Origin of the sequence: Metabacillus sp. B2-18, assembly GCF_021117275.1 — a bacterium.
Lineage (GTDB): Bacteria > Bacillota > Bacilli > Bacillales > Bacillaceae > Metabacillus.
In genome coordinates, this window is record NZ_CP088245.1 from 3,674,610 (window position 1) to 3,691,300 (window position 16,691).

At 35.5% G+C, this 16,691-nt stretch carries 20 protein-coding genes and 2 other annotated features; of the genes, 2 read left to right on the forward strand and 18 right to left on the reverse strand.

Annotation, left to right across the window (positions count from 1 at the left end; all coding sequences use genetic code 11):
• Window positions 1–12: 12 nt before the first annotated feature.
• On the reverse strand, window positions 13–1,047 hold the full coding sequence (gene pheS, locus LPC09_RS18665; RefSeq protein WP_098795866.1) for a phenylalanine--tRNA ligase subunit alpha: 1,035 nt from the start codon (window positions 1,045–1,047) through the stop codon (window positions 13–15).
• 67 nt (window positions 1,048–1,114) lie between these two features.
• Window positions 1,115–1,407 (reverse strand) — a binding site (T-box leader).
• 55 nt (window positions 1,408–1,462) lie between these two features.
• Window positions 1,463–2,215 (reverse strand): TrmH family RNA methyltransferase, encoded by a 753-nt coding sequence (locus LPC09_RS18670; protein ID WP_121663023.1) that lies wholly within the window; start codon window positions 2,213–2,215, stop codon window positions 1,463–1,465.
• 173 nt (window positions 2,216–2,388) lie between these two features.
• Here LPC09_RS18670 and sspI point away from each other — a divergent pair, with 173 nt between their 5' ends.
• Window positions 2,389–2,607 carry a small acid-soluble spore protein SspI gene (gene sspI, locus LPC09_RS18675; RefSeq protein ID WP_098795864.1) on the forward strand — a complete coding sequence of 73 codons (219 nt, stop codon included), beginning with the start codon at window positions 2,389–2,391 and terminating at the stop codon, window positions 2,605–2,607.
• 37 nt (window positions 2,608–2,644) lie between these two features.
• Here sspI and LPC09_RS18680 read toward each other — a convergent pair whose 3' ends face one another.
• Window positions 2,645–3,730, reverse strand: a complete 1,086-nt coding sequence (locus LPC09_RS18680) for a M42 family metallopeptidase (protein ID WP_231307978.1) — start codon at window positions 3,728–3,730, stop codon at window positions 2,645–2,647.
• Between the two features lie 72 nt (window positions 3,731–3,802).
• The gene (locus LPC09_RS18685; RefSeq protein ID WP_231307979.1) at window positions 3,803–4,291 is read right to left on the reverse strand and encodes a dUTP diphosphatase; all 489 of its coding nucleotides are present in this window, start codon (window positions 4,289–4,291) and stop codon (window positions 3,803–3,805) included.
• Between the two features lie 121 nt (window positions 4,292–4,412).
• On the opposite strand from LPC09_RS18685, the gene LPC09_RS18690 reads away from it, so the two are divergent.
• Window positions 4,413–4,805: a sigma-w pathway protein ysdB gene (locus LPC09_RS18690; protein WP_379051947.1), complete on the forward strand. Its 393-nt coding sequence runs from the start codon at window positions 4,413–4,415 to the stop codon at window positions 4,803–4,805.
• Between the two features lie 39 nt (window positions 4,806–4,844).
• On the opposite strand, the gene LPC09_RS18695 is transcribed toward LPC09_RS18690, so the two are convergent.
• The 14 genes from LPC09_RS18695 to coaE all read right to left on the reverse strand — a co-directional run bounded on the left by LPC09_RS18695 (window position 4,845) and on the right by coaE (window position 16,689).
• The gene (locus LPC09_RS18695) at window positions 4,845–5,438 is read right to left on the reverse strand and encodes a TVP38/TMEM64 family protein (protein ID WP_231307981.1); all 594 of its coding nucleotides are present in this window, start codon (window positions 5,436–5,438) and stop codon (window positions 4,845–4,847) included.
• Window positions 5,439–5,496: 58 nt separating this feature from the next.
• A complete protein-coding gene (locus LPC09_RS18700; RefSeq protein ID WP_231307982.1) occupies window positions 5,497–5,766 on the reverse strand; it encodes a DUF1294 domain-containing protein in 270 nt (89 codons plus the stop codon).
• A gap of 87 nt (window positions 5,767–5,853) precedes the next feature.
• Window positions 5,854–6,213 (reverse strand): 50S ribosomal protein L20, encoded by a 360-nt coding sequence (gene rplT, locus LPC09_RS18705; RefSeq protein ID WP_231307983.1) that lies wholly within the window; start codon window positions 6,211–6,213, stop codon window positions 5,854–5,856.
• 31 nt (window positions 6,214–6,244) lie between these two features.
• On the reverse strand, window positions 6,245–6,445 hold the full coding sequence (gene rpmI, locus LPC09_RS18710) for a 50S ribosomal protein L35 (protein WP_231307984.1): 201 nt from the start codon (window positions 6,443–6,445) through the stop codon (window positions 6,245–6,247).
• A gap of 21 nt (window positions 6,446–6,466) precedes the next feature.
• Window positions 6,467–6,988, reverse strand: a complete 522-nt coding sequence (gene infC, locus LPC09_RS18715; RefSeq protein ID WP_162987575.1) for a translation initiation factor IF-3 — start codon at window positions 6,986–6,988, stop codon at window positions 6,467–6,469.
• Between the two features lie 82 nt (window positions 6,989–7,070).
• Window positions 7,071–7,192: a sequence feature (ribosomal protein L20 leader region), on the reverse strand.
• Window positions 7,193–7,375: 183 nt separating this feature from the next.
• Window positions 7,376–9,316, reverse strand: coding sequence for a threonine--tRNA ligase (gene thrS, locus LPC09_RS18720; RefSeq protein WP_231307985.1), 1,941 nt, complete (start codon window positions 9,314–9,316; stop codon window positions 7,376–7,378).
• Window positions 9,317–9,743: 427 nt separating this feature from the next.
• A complete protein-coding gene (ytxC, locus tag LPC09_RS18725; protein ID WP_231307986.1) occupies window positions 9,744–10,562 on the reverse strand; it encodes a putative sporulation protein YtxC in 819 nt (272 codons plus the stop codon).
• A gap of 129 nt (window positions 10,563–10,691) precedes the next feature.
• On the reverse strand, window positions 10,692–11,630 hold the full coding sequence (dnaI, locus tag LPC09_RS18730; protein WP_231307987.1) for a primosomal protein DnaI: 939 nt from the start codon (window positions 11,628–11,630) through the stop codon (window positions 10,692–10,694).
• 18 nt (window positions 11,631–11,648) lie between these two features.
• Window positions 11,649–13,115, reverse strand: coding sequence for a replication initiation and membrane attachment family protein (locus tag LPC09_RS18735; RefSeq protein ID WP_231307988.1), 1,467 nt, complete (start codon window positions 13,113–13,115; stop codon window positions 11,649–11,651).
• Between the two features lie 94 nt (window positions 13,116–13,209).
• Window positions 13,210–13,668 (reverse strand): transcriptional regulator NrdR, encoded by a 459-nt coding sequence (nrdR, locus tag LPC09_RS18740; protein WP_098795049.1) that lies wholly within the window; start codon window positions 13,666–13,668, stop codon window positions 13,210–13,212.
• Between the two features lie 64 nt (window positions 13,669–13,732).
• The gene (locus tag LPC09_RS18745) at window positions 13,733–14,131 is read right to left on the reverse strand and encodes a cytosolic protein (protein WP_231307989.1); all 399 of its coding nucleotides are present in this window, start codon (window positions 14,129–14,131) and stop codon (window positions 13,733–13,735) included.
• 127 nt (window positions 14,132–14,258) lie between these two features.
• Window positions 14,259–14,639, reverse strand: a complete 381-nt coding sequence (gene speD, locus LPC09_RS18750; RefSeq protein WP_098795047.1) for an adenosylmethionine decarboxylase — start codon at window positions 14,637–14,639, stop codon at window positions 14,259–14,261.
• Window positions 14,640–14,913: 274 nt separating this feature from the next.
• Window positions 14,914–15,933 (reverse strand): glyceraldehyde-3-phosphate dehydrogenase, encoded by a 1,020-nt coding sequence (locus LPC09_RS18755; RefSeq protein ID WP_231309784.1) that lies wholly within the window; start codon window positions 15,931–15,933, stop codon window positions 14,914–14,916.
• 162 nt (window positions 15,934–16,095) lie between these two features.
• Window positions 16,096–16,689, reverse strand: a complete 594-nt coding sequence (gene coaE, locus LPC09_RS18760) for a dephospho-CoA kinase (RefSeq protein WP_231307990.1) — start codon at window positions 16,687–16,689, stop codon at window positions 16,096–16,098.
• Between the last annotated feature and the right edge of the window lie 2 nt (window positions 16,690–16,691).

The following is a 16,691-nucleotide window of genomic DNA, read 5'->3' on the forward strand; positions in this document are numbered from 1 at the left end:
TAAGCCTCCTATTTACGCTCGTTTAAATTGTTTTAAGAATCGTACATCATCTGTATAGAAATGACGGATATCATCGATACCGTACTTTAACATGGCGATACGTTCTCCACCGATCCCGAATGCAAAGCCAGTATATTTTTCAGGATCAAAGCCAGCCATCTTTAATACATTCGGATGTACCATTCCAGCTCCTAGCATTTCAATCCATCCTGTTTTCTTACAAACGTTACAGCCTTTTCCTCCACATAAGAAACAAGATACATCTACTTCAACAGATGGCTCTGTAAATGGGAAAAAGCTAGGGCGCAGACGTATTTCACGCTCTTCACCAAACATTTTCTTCGCAAACACTTCAAGTGTACCTTTTAAATCACTCATACTAATGTTTTCATCAATAACAAGTCCTTCAATTTGTGTAAATTGATGAGAGTGTGTAGCATCATCGTTATCACGTCGAAACACTTTACCTGGACAAATAATTTTAACTGGTCCCTTGCCCTCATGCTTTTGCATTGTTCTTGCTTGAACCGGTGAGGTATGTGTACGTAAAAGAAGTTCTTCTGTTATATAGAAAGAATCCTGCATATCACGAGCTGGATGACCTTTTGGCAGGTTTAGAGCTTCAAAGTTATAATAATCAGTTTCAACCTCTGGACCCTCGGCAATTTGATAGCCCATTCCAAGGAAAAGATCTTCAATCTCTTCAATAACAGCAGTGATTGGGTGATGATTTCCGACTCTTACAGGACGACCTGGTAACGTCACATCAATCGTCTCTGTTGCTAGCTTTTGCTCAACAGCAAGCTGTTCTAAATGCTCCTGCTTACTAGAAATAGACGTAGCAATTGCTTCTCTTACTTCATTTGCTAACGCCCCCATTACTGGACGTTCTTCAGCTGAAAGCTTACCCATTCCACGTAACACTTCTGTAATTGGACCTTTTTTCCCTAAATAAGCGACACGAATGTCATTTAAAGCTTTTAAATCCTGCGCTTGTTCTACTTTTTCAAGCGCTTCTTGTTGAAGCTGTTTTAATTGCTCCTGCATGTTGTTTCCTCCTTTATTTAAAAAGCGTATTAGCAGCTTTTTTTGCAAAATAAAAAACTCGCCCCATAAAAGGGACGAGTTGAATTCGCGTTACCACCCTTGTTAGTCATACTCCTATATCTAAGTACAACTCACTTCATTTCCATAACGGTAAAAACCGGAACACCTTTACGTTTTAGAGGTCGGATGTGGGGGTCAGTTAAAAACAAAACCTTCACTACCTACCAAAACCCTTGAACGGTCCTAGTGTCAACTCGAGAGATGAATTCATTTACTTCAATCTAAAAAATGCTTTCAGTCGAGGCATTTTCTCCCTGGGTAGACGAACTGTAAAGTACTAGTCTCTGTCATCGTTTTTTAAGCTTATGTAATTTCTATCTTATTATAATCAAACTCTTTTGTTACCGCAACCTGCCTAGCCACGTAAATGATAAAGTAATATTCCTGTTGCAATGGCCACGTTCAACGATTCTGCCCCTCCATATATAGGTATATACAGATTTTTAGATGTTTTTTGTAATAATTTATCGTTTACTCCACTACCTTCATTACCAACTATCAGACAGAATTTCTCTGCCGGAGCAACTTCTTTATAACTTTGCCCATTTTGCAACGAAGTACCATAAGTAGGAATTTCCTTTTCCGTGTAAACATCGATCCATTCTTCTAAATTACCTTTTGCAATTGGAAGATGAAAGAGTGAACCTTGACTTGAACGGATAACCTTTGAATTATAATGATCAACAGTTCCTTCACCTAATATTATCCCATCAACTCCTGCCGCGTCAGCAGTACGTATGATTGTACCTAAGTTTCCTGGATCTTGAACACTGTCTATTAATAAAATTTTATTCCATGATTGTGGAGAGTGCTCTCGTTGGAATTCACATATAGCAGCTAGTCCTTGTGGTGCTTCTGTATCACTTATTGCTTTCATAACATCCTTTGTAACAAGTGTTATGTTTAAATTATCGACATTTAAATGAGGTGGAAGCGACATATCTTCCGAAACAATTAATAACCTAATCATTTCTTTGGTTTTTAAAGCCTCTTCAACTAGATGTAGCCCTTCAATCAGAAATGTACCGGTTGCCTCACGTTCTTTTTTTGTATGTAATTTTTTCCATTGCTTTACTCTTGGATTTTTGACTGATTCTATTCGATCCACTTTCATACTCCTTTTATAACAATTCCATTTTCTCTTTCCAATCATACATAATTCTAACCTAATTAACAAATTCTAAAATTAAATGCGGAGAAGCCTTGATACTTTACATAAGTTTTACTCATCAAGGAACGAAGCTAGAAATAATTAAAGCTAAAAAGAAGGAGTGTGCTACATTGAATTTAAATCTACGCCATGCAGTTATCTCAAATGTTTCAGGAAATTCGCAAGATCAATTACAAGACACGATTGTTGATGCTATACAAAGCGGTGAAGAAAAAATGCTACCAGGCTTAGGTGTTCTTTTCGAAGTGATTTGGCAAAATGCTAATAATGAAGATAAAAAAGAAATGTTAACAATGTTAGAGCAAGGTCTAAACAAGAACGTTCAATAAAAAAATGCTGGGGAGATCTCCCCAGCATTTCTTATTTTTAATCAAATGTAATTTTGTTTACTGTGTCACGATCTAATTTCTTTACAACTTCAGTAATTAATTTCACGGCATTTTCATAGTCATCACGATGAAGCATTGCTGCATGTGAGTGAATGTAGCGAGTAGCGATTGTAATAGATAACGCAGGTACCCCGTTTGCCGAGATATGAATCGCACCTGAATCAGTACCGCCACCGGCAATCGCATCAAATTGATATGGAATACTCAATTCATCGGCTGTATCTGTTACTAAATCACGCAAGCCTTTATGAGATACCATTGAAGCATCATAAAGAATAATTTGTGGACCTTCACCCATTTTACTTGCCGCTTCCTTATCTGATATACCCGGAGTATCTCCAGCAATACCTACGTCAACACCGAAAGCAATATCAGGCTCAATCATGTTAGCAGAAGTTCTTGCTCCACGTAAACCAACCTCTTCTTGAACAGTCCCAACACCATATACTACGTTTGGATGATCCGTTCCTTTTAAATTCTTCAATACATCGATTGCAATCGCACAGCCAATTCGGTTGTCCCAAGCTTTCGCAAGAAGAAACTTCTCGTTTTTCATCACTGTAAATTCAAAATAAGGAACAACCTGGTCACCTGGTTTCACACCAAATTCTAAAGCTTCCTCACGACTTGTTGCACCAATATCAATAAACATATCTTTAATCTCGACCGGTTTTTTACGAGCCTCAGGAGGTAGGATATGTGGAGGCTTAGAGCCGATAATTCCAGTTACGTCACCTTTACTTGTCACAATCGTCACACGTTGTGCAAGCATTACCTGTGACCACCAACCTCCAACTGTTTGAAAACGAAGAAAGCCTTTGTCATCAATTTGTGTCACCATAAAGCCTACTTCATCTAAGTGGCCCGCAATCATAATCTTAGGTCCGTTTTCTTGTCCAACCTTTTTAGCAATTAAGCTTCCTAAATGATCTGTTGTCACTTCATCAGAATATTGAGTTATGTATTTTTTCATTACATCACGAACTTCACGCTCGTTTCCAGGTATGCCTTTTGCATCTGTTAAATCTTTTAGCATTGTTAACGTTTCATCTAGCTTTGTCATTATGTTGCCTCCTTCTATTAACAATCATATTCATTATACAACAAGTATTTAGTCGAAAGAAAATAGCACGGTTTAATAACCTTGCTCCTGTCTTTGGTGATTCACTTCATTTTTTGAAATATATGCTTCTTCCACTTGCTTTGATGAAAAACCTAACAATTTTCCAAGCAATAAATATTCTTCAAACATATCTTTATAGGTTGCGTGAGATTGATCTTTTTTAAAAGCTTGAATTGTTTCATATACCTTTAAAAATTGTTCTGTAATCGTTCGATCCGCTTGTACCTCATTTAAATCTAACAACGTATTTACTTTCATCTCTAATCCCAATGACAGGATAAAATGGATGCCATCTACATATTCTTCTAATATAACGGAAGTTGATGCAGGTGGCTTTAAACTCCAAAATTTAAAGCATCTTGTTTCATTAGCTAACTCTCCGACTTCAACTAATAATGCTAATACTTTTCGCTCAATTAAATTTTCATTTTGTAGTTGGTGTTGAGCTTCTATTTTGCTGTCTAATTCTTGCTGCATGTTAAATAGTATTGAAAAGTTCATGAACTTATCCCCCATTAAAAAATATCTTCAAAAAAATTATAACAAATTGAGAAAAACTTGAAACCTTTTCTACCTTTATTCGTATATAAGGAAAATTACCCTGAGGAGGGGTTAGCAAATGATTGTGATAATTTTACGATTACTTTTAATCGTTATCATCCTATTTCTGCTTTATTCAGGTTTTAAATATTTATTTAACCCGAAACGAAAGCTTGAATTAGCTCATGAACAAAAGCAATTTTATTTTTTAGATGATAAAGAAAATGTAAGAAAAAACTTCCTTCTCACCTATAAGGGCGCATTATTTGAAGGAGAAAAATATCTAGGGACAACAACTAACGCTTTCGAGGTCGTGTCAGTATTTATATGGACAAAATCAACTAGCAGCTTACAAGGGCTAACATTGGATGATTTTAATACTATTGAGGAAGAAGTAAAAAAACGTTATCCATTTTCTAAAGTTGATTGGAAAAGCCCTATTAAGGAATTGTTAATTAAGAAACGTGAAAATTGATACAATACAAAAAAGCTTGAGATGATTTTTCTCAAGCTTTTATGCTTTTTCCTTCACAAAAAAATCGCTCCATTTAATAAAGGCCTGTTTTTCTCTAAAAAAATAAATTAATGCTAGTAACATCATAACAATGCCAGCGATTAATAATGGTGATAGGGTTTGAATTGAAGCACCTAAACAAGTAAAACAAAGAGTTGACGGAATATGTGTTAAAAACGATACCTTCGTATAACGACGAAATGTTTTTGTTTTGTCTAAAATACATAAAGAAATCAGAGAAAAGTTAACAAAAGGAATAACTCTTAAAATGATAATTTGCATAACTGATAAGTTTGTATAAGCTCCCAACCATTTCTCTTTCATCTTAACAAATCGATTAATAAAAATCGGAAAGAGTTTGGAGAAAAAATAAAATGTAATACTAGCACATGTTAGTCCAATGACAGAATACAACGATCCAGGAAGTGTACCAAATAAGATCCCACCTGCTAAACATACTACCGCTACAGGAATAAGAAGAAACTGCCTAATAATATGAAACAAAATAAAGACCACGGGCGCAAAAAATCCAGTTGTTTCAATAGCTGTTAATACAGTGGAGGTTGCGAGTTGAATCTTCATCACCACTTTCATGTTTGCCATTCTAGAGGTTTGTAGTGTTTGTTTCCATTTTACGAGAAGGTGTATGAGTTTATGCTAATCGAACAGATAAATAAACAAAAAGACCGATATGTACCAAAGTTAAAATAGGCAGCCCATATTTAAATGAAGAATGCTTTGTTTTGTGTCGGAAAGTCCTCATAGCTAAATAGCTACCTAAAGCTCCTCCAATAGCAGCAACAAGCCAAAGCGTTGACTCCTTAATCCTCCATTCTCCTTTTTTAGCTCGATTCTTATCCATGCCCATTATCGTAAAACCAATAAGATTTAGTAATAAATAAAAACCAATTAGATAGGTCATGTTTTTCTCCTTTGTTTTTATATAAATAGTAGCCCATTCTATGAAAAAAGAGCTAACTCATTTAAGAGTCAGCTCTTTCGCGTTCAATTATTTGTTAAGCTGTGCTTTAGCAGCATCTGCTAATTGAGCAAATGCTTTTTCATCAGCAATTGCTAAGTCAGCAAGCATTTTGCGGTTTACTTCGATACCAGCAAGCTTTAATCCGTACATTAAACGGCTGTAAGAAAGACCATTTACACGAGCAGCTGCATTGATACGAGTGATCCATAACTTACGGAAATCGCGTTTCTTTTGACGACGATCACGGTAAGCATACATCCATGATTTCATTACTTGTTGGTTTGCAACTTTGTATAATCTATGTTTAGAACCGAAATAACCTTTAGCTAATTTTAATACTTTTTTACGACGTTTACGTGAAACGATACCGCCTTTTACTCTTGGCATGTAAATTCCCTCCTATATTACGATGGTCCGATTATTTAAGATTGTCTAATAAATGACGAATACGTTTGAAATCGCCTTTGCTTACTACAGTTGATTTACGTAATTTACGTTTAGCTTTTGTAGATTTGTTAGCGAATAAGTGACTTGTGTAAGCATGTGAACGTTTAAGTTTACCAGAGCCTGTTCTTTTGAAACGCTTAGCAGCTCCACGGTGAGTTTTCATTTTTGGCATAAGGTATTCCTCCTTAAGGGATTATTGCTTTTCATTTTTCGGTGCTAAAACTAGGAACATGCTACGACCATCCATTTTTGGATGTGATTCAATCGTACTTAAATCAGCACATTCTGCAGAGAAACGATCAAGCACCTTTTGACCGATTCCTTTATGAGTGATTGCACGGCCTTTAAAGCGGATAGAAGCTTTTACTTTATCGCCTTTTTCTAGGAATTTACGTGCATTTCGAAGCTTAGTGTTAAAATCATGTTCATCGATTGTTGGGCTCAAGCGAACCTCTTTAAGATTAATAATCTTTTGATTTTTACGTGCTTCTTTTTCTTTCTTTTGCTGTTCGAAACGAAATTTACCGTAATCCATGATGCGGCATACAGGAGGCTTCGCATTAGGAGCTACTAAAACTAAATCTAGATTAGCTCTTGTTGCAATTTCTAAAGCCTCTTGGCGAGATTTAATTCCAAGCTGATCTCCGTTGGCACCGATTAGACGAACCTCACGTGCGCGAATTCCGTCATTTACCATCATATCTTTGCTAATAATTAGCCACCTCCAAGGTTTTTTAAAAACTGAATAGTGATTTTTAAATCCGGTTTTGTAGGTCACGGTTCTTTTATTTTTCAGGAAAAATAAAAAAGCGTGGACGCAAAACACCCACACTACGATTGTTATCATCTATCATCGCAACCTGCCAACTACAAACGGATGTGTCAATCAGGTGAGAAGCGGGTGCTTCTACTTGTATATATAAAAGACTATTCAATTACCTTGAAAATTATAACACCATTACTAGTTTGTTGCAAGTAAGTACTGTATGTTTTTTAACAACATAAGTTATTCTAACAGAACGATTTCATTCATGCAATAACTTTTTTAATTAGTTAATGTATGAAAAAACAGTAGGGCCTAATGCCTCTACTGTTTTTTACATTATGATCTTTTTACTTCTTGCTTAATCTGTTCTAAGAATTGTTCGAATGGAACAGTTTCCGATTTTTGTTCACCATATTTACGAACGTTAACAGCTTTCTCAGTAATCTCGTTATCACCAATTACAAGCATATACGGTATTTTTTGGATTTGAGATTCACGGATTTTATACCCTAATTTTTCATCACGAGCGTCCAGCTCTACACGAAGTCCAGCTTCTTGAAGTTGCTCTTGAACTTGCTTAGCATAATCAAGATGAACAGCTGGTGATACTGGAATGACTTGAACCTGAACAGGTGCAAGCCATGTTGGAAATGCTCCTTTGTATTCTTCAATTAAGAAGGCAACAAAACGTTCCATTGTTGAAACAACACCACGGTGAATAACAACAGGTCGATGTTGTTTTCCATCTTCACCAACGTATGTTAAATCAAAGCGCTCAGGAAGTAAGAAGTCTAATTGAACAGTTGAAAGAGTTTCATCTTTGCCTAGAGCTGTTCTTACTTGTACATCAAGCTTCGGGCCATAGAATGCCGCTTCTCCCTCTGCTTCATAATAATCATGACCTAATTCATCCATTGCACCTTTTAACATGCTTTGTGCTTTTTCCCACATGTTATCATCGTCAAAATACTTTTCTTTATCTTCCGGATCACGATAAGATAATCGGAATGAATATTTATCAATTCCAAAGTCTTTGTAAACAGCTTCAACTAAACGTACAACACGAATGAATTCATCTTTAATTTGATCAGGTCGTACAAAGATATGAGCATCATTCAACGTCATTCCACGAACACGCTGTAAACCAGTTAGTGCTCCTGACATTTCATAACGATGCATTAATCCAAGCTCAGCAATACGAATTGGTAGTTCGCGGTAGCTGTGAATGTCATTTTTATAAATCATCATATGGTGTGGACAGTTCATTGGGCGAAGAACTAAATCTTCATTATCCATCTCCATTTTAGGAAACATGTCCTCTTGATAGTGCTCCCAGTGTCCAGATGTCTTGTAAAGCTCAACACTTCCTAAAGCAGGTGTGTACACGTGCTGATAGCCTAAGCGCTCTTCTTTATCAACAATGTAGCGCTCAACAATACGACGAATTGTTGCACCTTTTGGTAACCAAAGCGGTAAACCTTGTCCAACTTTTTGAGAAGAAGTAAATAATCCAAGCTCTTTACCTAATTTACGGTGGTCACGCTCTTTTGCTTCCTCTAATAAACGAAGATGTTCATCTAAGTCAGCTTTTTTAAAGAAAGCTGTTCCATAGATTCGTTGCAACATTTTGTTATTGCTGTCCCCACGCCAGTATGCTCCAGCAACACTTAATAATTTAAATTCTTTAATTTTACCTGTTGAAGGAAGGTGTATTCCACGGCATAGGTCAAAAAATTCACCTTGCTCGTAAAATGAAACTGCCTCTCCTTCAGGAATTGCTTCAAGTAACTCAAGCTTTAAAGGATCTTGAATTTCTTCATAACGGCGTTTTGCTTCATCACGGCTTACTTCTACACGTACAATGTCAAGGTTCTCATTTACAATCTTTTTCATTTCCTTTTCAATTGCCGGTAGATCCTCAGGAGTAATGGCTTGTTCCATATCAATGTCATAATAAAAACCATTTTCAATAACTGGTCCAATTCCCAGTTTTACTGACTGATCTTTATACAAACGCTTAATAGCCTGCGCCATTAAATGGGCAGTCGAATGTCTCATAATCTCTAATGCTTCAGCACTATCTTGTGTAACAATTTCAATTGCACCATCTTCTTCAATTGGTGTACGTAAGTCGACCAATTGACCATCAATTTTCCCTGCAAGTGACTTCTTTCTTAAACCAGGGCTAATGGATGCCGCAATGTCTTCTGTTGTGGTACCTTTTGCAAACTCCTTTACAGCTCCGTCTGGAAACGCAATTTTTATAACGTCTGACATCCTTGTTCACCTCATATAATGATATAAATTTTTTAAAATAGGCTCGTTTAAAATTGCCTAAAAATAAATAAAACCCGTCCCTAAAAAAGGGACGAGTTAGATAACTTATCAATGGACCGTGGTTCCACCCTTGTTCCCAATATCTATCCAAAAACATACATAAACAAATAGACATGGCTTAAAATCGATAACGGGAGACCGTCAGCTACTAATTAGATGCATACAGCATCCTTTCACAACTGAAGTTTAAAGGTGGTAAGTACGTTAATCGTGTTAGGAAGGTTTCAGCAACTCCTTCCCTCTCTGGGAACCGTAAAAACAAACTCGTGTCCTTATCAATACAGATAATTTTTCAATTACCTCGTATTATAAAATGTTTCATCTTTAAAATCAAGAATGGATTTCAATTAAATATATGTAGAGAACCTTAAAAATTTTCCAGTGGATATATTGTCACCCGTTCCTCAAAAATATTTTGAATGGTCTGAACCATACCTTCAAATGAGTTATTTGTATAAAGCATAAGCCAATCGGGTGCAATTGATACAAGTGGTGCCAACAATTGCTTATCAATATACATCGGATGTTGATAAACGAAATCATTATCAATATATTTTTTTAGTTGATGTTCAGTCATTAATTGTTTGTCCTGGTCATAAACCAAACATTCTTGATCAAATACAATTTGAAGCTTAGACAGCTTACTTTCCTTTTTTGCCAAGTAATCTCTTAAACTTTGAACAAAACTTTGATATTCTTGTTCCATTTTATATTCTTCAATCGCAATTTCAACATATTCTCTTAAACTATCTATATATTTGTGAAGACGAAATTTTTGAAAAGATGAAAATGAAAAATATAAGTCAGGACGAAGAAATTGTTCAAGTGCATCACTAATCATTTGCTCTCTGGAAGATATCTCTTGAACCCTTGGAATTTCTTCCCTTTGGCCTTCCATAATAGATTGTGCAATATGTATAATCTGTTGCTGTTCCTCTTCCTCACTAAAATAATAATTTTCTTTTATCATTTTTAACATAATAAGATGCTCTTTATGGTTGATAATAAATTGAATTAAACCTGGTATAACTAGTTGTTTTACTGTAGTATCCCATGATTTTGGATTGAGTTTTATGGACTGATTATTAACCAATTGAAGTTCTGAATGAAATTTATCGTGAATCGAATGAAAGATCGAATAGATTGCTCTTGCCTCTTTCGGAGACCCAAATAATATCTCGAGCATGTTTGTCCCCCCTATTTGCAGCACCTCGATTCATATATATGGGGGGAACATATATTTTAGAAGTAAAGAATTAGTTGGATTATACAAAAGAAAAGAGATTGATCATCTCAATCTCTTTTCTACCACCACTTAGCCTCTGCGATTTCGACCGATTAGTTCTACTGGTGTTGTCATATGTTTGATTCGTTCCATGATTCTTGCAGCTTTAACAGGTTCTTCTTCACCACGTTGAGAGTATGCAAGGTGATGTTGAAGTTCTTTTAAACCAAAGTTGGATGAGATAAAAGTAGGGAGATTTTCAAGCATGCGATATTGTAAAATTGTTCCTAATATCTCATCTCTCATCCAGCTTGATACTGATTCTGCCCCTAAATCATCGAGCATAAGAACAGGAATTTTCTTTACCGCATCAAGTTTTTCATCCAATGATGAATTTTGAAATGACCCTTTTAGTTCTCTCATAAATTCCGGGACATAAACAAGCATAGATGATACTTTATGTGAAGCAAGTTCATTTGCGATTGCACCTAAAATATAGGTCTTACCGACTCCGAAAGAGCCATATAAATATAAACCTTTTGTACGTTGTCCACTGTTGTATGCTTCCACAAAATCTTGAGCCATCCCGATCACTTTTAATCTGCTTGTTTCCTCTACATCAACATCAATTTTATCAAATTGAGCCTCGAGGATATCCTTTGGAATATACATGCTTTTAATAAGAGCCTCGTGTTTCTTTCGTTCATCGTATGCTTCCTTCGTTGGGCATTTTGTATATTGAAGGTCAATAATACGCCCTTGAATCACTAAGTGAGGGTGATAACCTTCTAAAATATTTTTACACTGTGATAGTGAAGGACAGCTTTTGCAATTTTTGCTTTGATTGACAAATTCATAAAGCTTAACCAGACTTCTATTAATCATACCTTCTTCTATTTCAGTTGAATGTTTCGTTATAAAAGCTTGTACATCCGGATTGTTTAACACTTCTTTCTTCAAATCATTATAGCGATTATTAAAGTCTGGTCTATTTTTTAATTTTTTAAAGGAATTGCTTAAATGTTCCATGTTTTCTCCCTCCTCTCATTATGTCTCGTTGTTTTTATTATCCTTATATTTTTTAATCCGATCAAATAATTTCTTTTTCTCTAACTCAAATTGTTCAATATCCACGCTTGAAGCTTTATCATCATGTTTTTCTTTCTGTTTTAATTCCTGCTGATCTTTATGGTCACTATTTGTTTCTTCACTTAACCATGCCGGTAGCATTTCTTTACGAATAGGTGCTTTCTTATTATTCTCCGTTTTCTTCTTTGTTGTCTTTTCTTCTGCCCATTGTTGATATTGACGGTGCTCTTGTTTAGCTAAATCCATAGCATCTTTTACAGTCTTCACTTGTTTCCTTGTCCAATGGCTCGCAATTTTTTGAACATAAGCCCTCGTAAGCTTCATATCTGTCTTTAACATAACATAATAAATTAATACATTCACAACTCCAGGCTCGAGCCTTTGTTGAAGCATCACTTCTTCAATAATTTGCAAATCACCAACAGAAGGAGTAACTCCACCGGAAACATCCATTAAAAATTGTTTTGGCGATATTCTTTCTAGTTGAAAGATTAGCTCTTCTTCCTTTGTTAATTGCTTTTGCTCTTTTTTACCTCGCAATAATGGTGGCTGTACTTTATCCACTAAGCCAGGTAACTCATCTCCATGCTGAAATTGGTACCAATCACGAGCAGATTTTCTAAGTAATTCAATATCAATGTTTTCGTCCTGGTCAATACTTGCCATTACAACATTTTTCATATCAATAGCATTAATGCCGTATAGGTATGAGAGCTTCTTTATTACATCCTTAACAATAGAAGTTATAGATTTATGAGGGATGAGAGCATCAGAAAGTCCTGCGAAGAATAAATCAAAATCAAAAGCAGAATCTGAAATTTCTAATTTAGACCTAGTTTCTGTACTAACAAACTCTCGTTTTTTTTCAAGCGATAAATCTTTTATCGTTTCTTCATTCATTCTCCCAGCCATTTCAGCGGAACGAACAGAGTCAAAAACATCATTAAACGACTTTGTAATGTCCTTCATTCCTTCACTCTTTTGTTCATCTGAGAAAAAATGTTTTAACTGTAAAAATTTATTTTTGCCAACTCGATTATAAAGATAAACATTTAATACCCCGTCTTGAAAAAACTCTGTCGGTCTTACTGGTGCTTGTAGCTCGTAAACATATTTCTTCACACCGTCTTCTTCGGTTACAAAAGTTTTTAATAAGCCAAGTCCTTCTAATTTAAGACGTTCTTGATAAATGTCACGCAAGTTACTTTGCATAATCGTCATTAAACTATGATGCGTTGTTTCTTGGCTCCACATGCGATTTTGCTCCAACTCTCCCCAAAGAGTCATAAATAAACTGAAACATTTTGACCCAATTAATGGTTGATAAAGCAATGTTATTATTTTTCTATCCAAGTCTTGTAGAATTGAGTTGCTTTTTACTGAGTAACGGTCAATAGCAAGCAATTCCTTCCAATGCTGTTCCATCCCCTTCAACCTTTCATTACAATATATTAAACGTGAAAAGTTCCTACACTGAAAAAAGAGCTTGAAGAACACCTCTTCAAAAGCTCTTTCGATTCTATCTTACTTTCTTAATCAAATCGGTTAACTCTTCAATAAACACATTAATATCCTTAAATTGACGATAAACGGATGCAAACCTCACATATGCTACCTCATCAATTCTCGCAAGCCTGTCCATGACCATTTCACCTACAAATTCACTGTTAACTTCAGAGACACCTTGATTTCTCAGTTCCTTCTCAATATCATGAACAACATCCTCAAGCTTTTGCAGGGGAACCGGTCTTTTTTCACACGCTTTAATAAGACCTCTTAAAATTTTCTCACGACTAAACTCTTCTCTAGTCCCTTCCTTTTTCACGACAATTAATGGGAATTCCTCAACCTTTTCAAATGTAGTAAACCGATATTGACATTCTTCACATTCACGTCGGCGTCGAATTGATTTTCCCTCATCTACAGGTCGTGAGTCTAATACTCTTGTCCCATTATGCTGACACGAAGGACATTTCATATGACCAGCTCCAATCAAACGTCAAAATTTTAAGTTGTTGACATTTCATCACTCAATTTTAAATTTATTTTCGCGTTTTCCCAGTTCCAACAAACGATTCTTTTTGGTCGAGCTTTTTGTAAAGTTCAGTAATTAATTTCTTACTGTATCCAAAATCAGTCGGGAGGACCGTTGTTGTAGTCGCTGTAAAATCAACTGCTGTCTCAAAAGGACGCACAGAAATAACCGTTACAATAAGAAAAGCTTTTCTTGGACGATCAACGTTTACGCTCATTTCTCCACGTTCTTCTGAAACAGATGTAACAGTCATTCCTGGTGTTTGTTCAATTAATTCTTTTACAGATTGTAATGCTTTTTTATTTGTTGTTTTATAATAATGACTTTTCAAATCGGGATTATGGTGATTTTCCCTTGTTTCTTGATGGGTACTAAAAATATCTTTTAATTTATTCACAAAACTCATTGTCATATTCCCCTTTTTCCATATTAATTTTCACTTTATGTATCGAAATTTATTCTACTACTATCATACTGAAATTTGCCGATAATAAAAAGAGGTGCAGATCAATTAATCCGCACCTCTTTACGTTTTAAAGAGCTTTTGCTTGAGCTTGCTTTACTTGTACCGGTCCCATACCTCTAGGGATCTCAATGTTTTCACGAGTTTGTGCTCCTAAAGATTCTGCAATATGATCTGCAGCAATGTTAGGATTTAAATCACCGCAAGTGTAAACATCGATACTAGCATAACCATGCTCTGGAAAGCTGTGAATTGTCAAATGTGATTCAGAGATAATAACCACACCACTTACTCCTTGAGGAGCAAATTTGTGAAAAGCAACCTCTCTAATTTCCGCGCCTGATTTTAATGCTGCATTTACAAATGTTTTTTCAATGTAATCCATGTCATTTAACTTATCAAAATCGCAACCCCATAGTTCAGAGATTACGTGTCTACCCATTGTTTCCATATTCATGGATCCCCCTTTAACTATTTTTTATACATGAATTCTTCGCTTAATGGTATGTGTAACTACCACGGGGGAAAGTTAGTCCAGAGAGGTCCTAACCCTTTAAGTAGCCATAACACCTTGGCTTTGATAAGAAGTTCACGAAAAATAGTATACTTTGTTTGTATTTGTTTTGCAACACACTTTTGAAAAAAATTAGTTAAAGGGTTAATCAAATATTCGGTCACACATTTATTACTTTAACCGCCGGGAACTTTATTATCCAAAATATTTTTTATACCTCTAATAAATGAGTCATACTATTTGCTACTAGTTTTGTTAAATCGGCAACACGGCATGAATAACCCCATTCATTATCATACCAAGCTAAAACTTTTATTTTATGATTTTCCATTACCATTGTTGATAAACCGTCAATGATAGCTGAATGTGGATTTGTATTGTAGTCAATTGATACTAACGGCTCAGTCGTGAAGTCTAGAATCCCTTTTAAAGAGCCCCTTGAAGCAAATTGGAAAGCTCGATTAACTTCCTCTACAGTAACAGGCTTTTCTACATCAACTACAAGGTCAACTAATGAAACATTTGGTGTTGGGACTCGTAAAGCCATACCATGTAACTTGCCTTTCATGTTTGGGAGAACAAGCTCTAGTGCCTTTGCTGCACCAGTTGTTGTCGGGATAATGGATTGCCCACAAGCTCTAGCCCTTCTCAAATCCTTATGCGGGTTGTCAATGTTTTTCTGGTCATTTGTATAAGCATGTACGGTTGTCATTAAACCATTTTTTATATAGAAAGATTCATCTATCACCTTAATGACCGGAGCAAGACAATTTGTTGTACACGACGCATTCGAAATAATTTTATGTTGATTTGCATCAAACTTATTTTCGTTAACTCCCATCACAATCGTAATATCTTCATTTTTACCAGGTGCAGTTAAGATCACCTTTTTTGCTCCCGCTTTAACATGGAGCATTGCCTTTTCCCTGCTATTAAACTTCCCTGTTGCCTCAATAACAATATCAATCCCTAAAACATCCCAAGGAAGCTTCTCAGGGTCACGTTCATTTATTAATAACACCTTTTGACCATTTACAAGTAAATGATCTTCATGGGCAATTACTTCCCCCTGAAATTTCCCGTGAGTTGTATCATATTTTATTAAATGAGCAAGAGTATCAGCTGGATAACTTGCATTGATCGCCATAATATTAATATCTTCCATCATTGCATACCTAAAAACCATTCTCCCAATTCGACCAAACCCATTTATTGCAATATTGGCTCTCATCATCGTTTCCCCTCTCTATTATATGTTATACTTTTAAATTATTTTATATAATTAGTATAACACATTGATCCGAAAAGTGTGTTATTAAAATTTTCACTTTCATAAAACAGACTTTTGATGAGAATAGAGAAATAAAAAAAAGAGACTATAAAAGTCTCTTGGTTAAATTAGTTTCTTTAAGATTTCATGTAACTGCTTTTCTGTCTGCTCAATCGTGCCATTATTGTCAATAATTTCATCTGAAAGATCTTTTTTCATGTGTAATGGAAGCTGTGACTCGATTCTCATTTTAGCTTCTTTCTCTGTATATCCATTTCTCTCCATAAGACGTTTAAGCTGTGTTTTTTCATCCACATACACAAGGATGGTTTTGTCAACCATATGAGTTAATTTACTTTCAAAAAGCAATGGTATATCAAGAACGACTGCCTTTGAATTTTTAGCTTTTTCTTCTTCAACTCCGTTTAGCATTTCTTTTCTAACTGCGGGATGTACTATTTTGTTTAATTGTTCTCTTTTTGAATGGTCACCAAAAATAATGGCACCAAGCTTTTCTCGATTTATGGTTTTATCTTGATGCAGTATTTCATCACCAAAAACAGAAAGTATTTGTTGATAAGCTGGCTTTCCAAGTTCAACCACTTCCCTAGAAATCTGGTCTGCATCAACAACGCGAATTCCTAGGTTTTTCAACATATTTGAAACTGTACTTTTACCACTTGCAATTCCACCAGTTAGACCGATAACAACTGTCACTA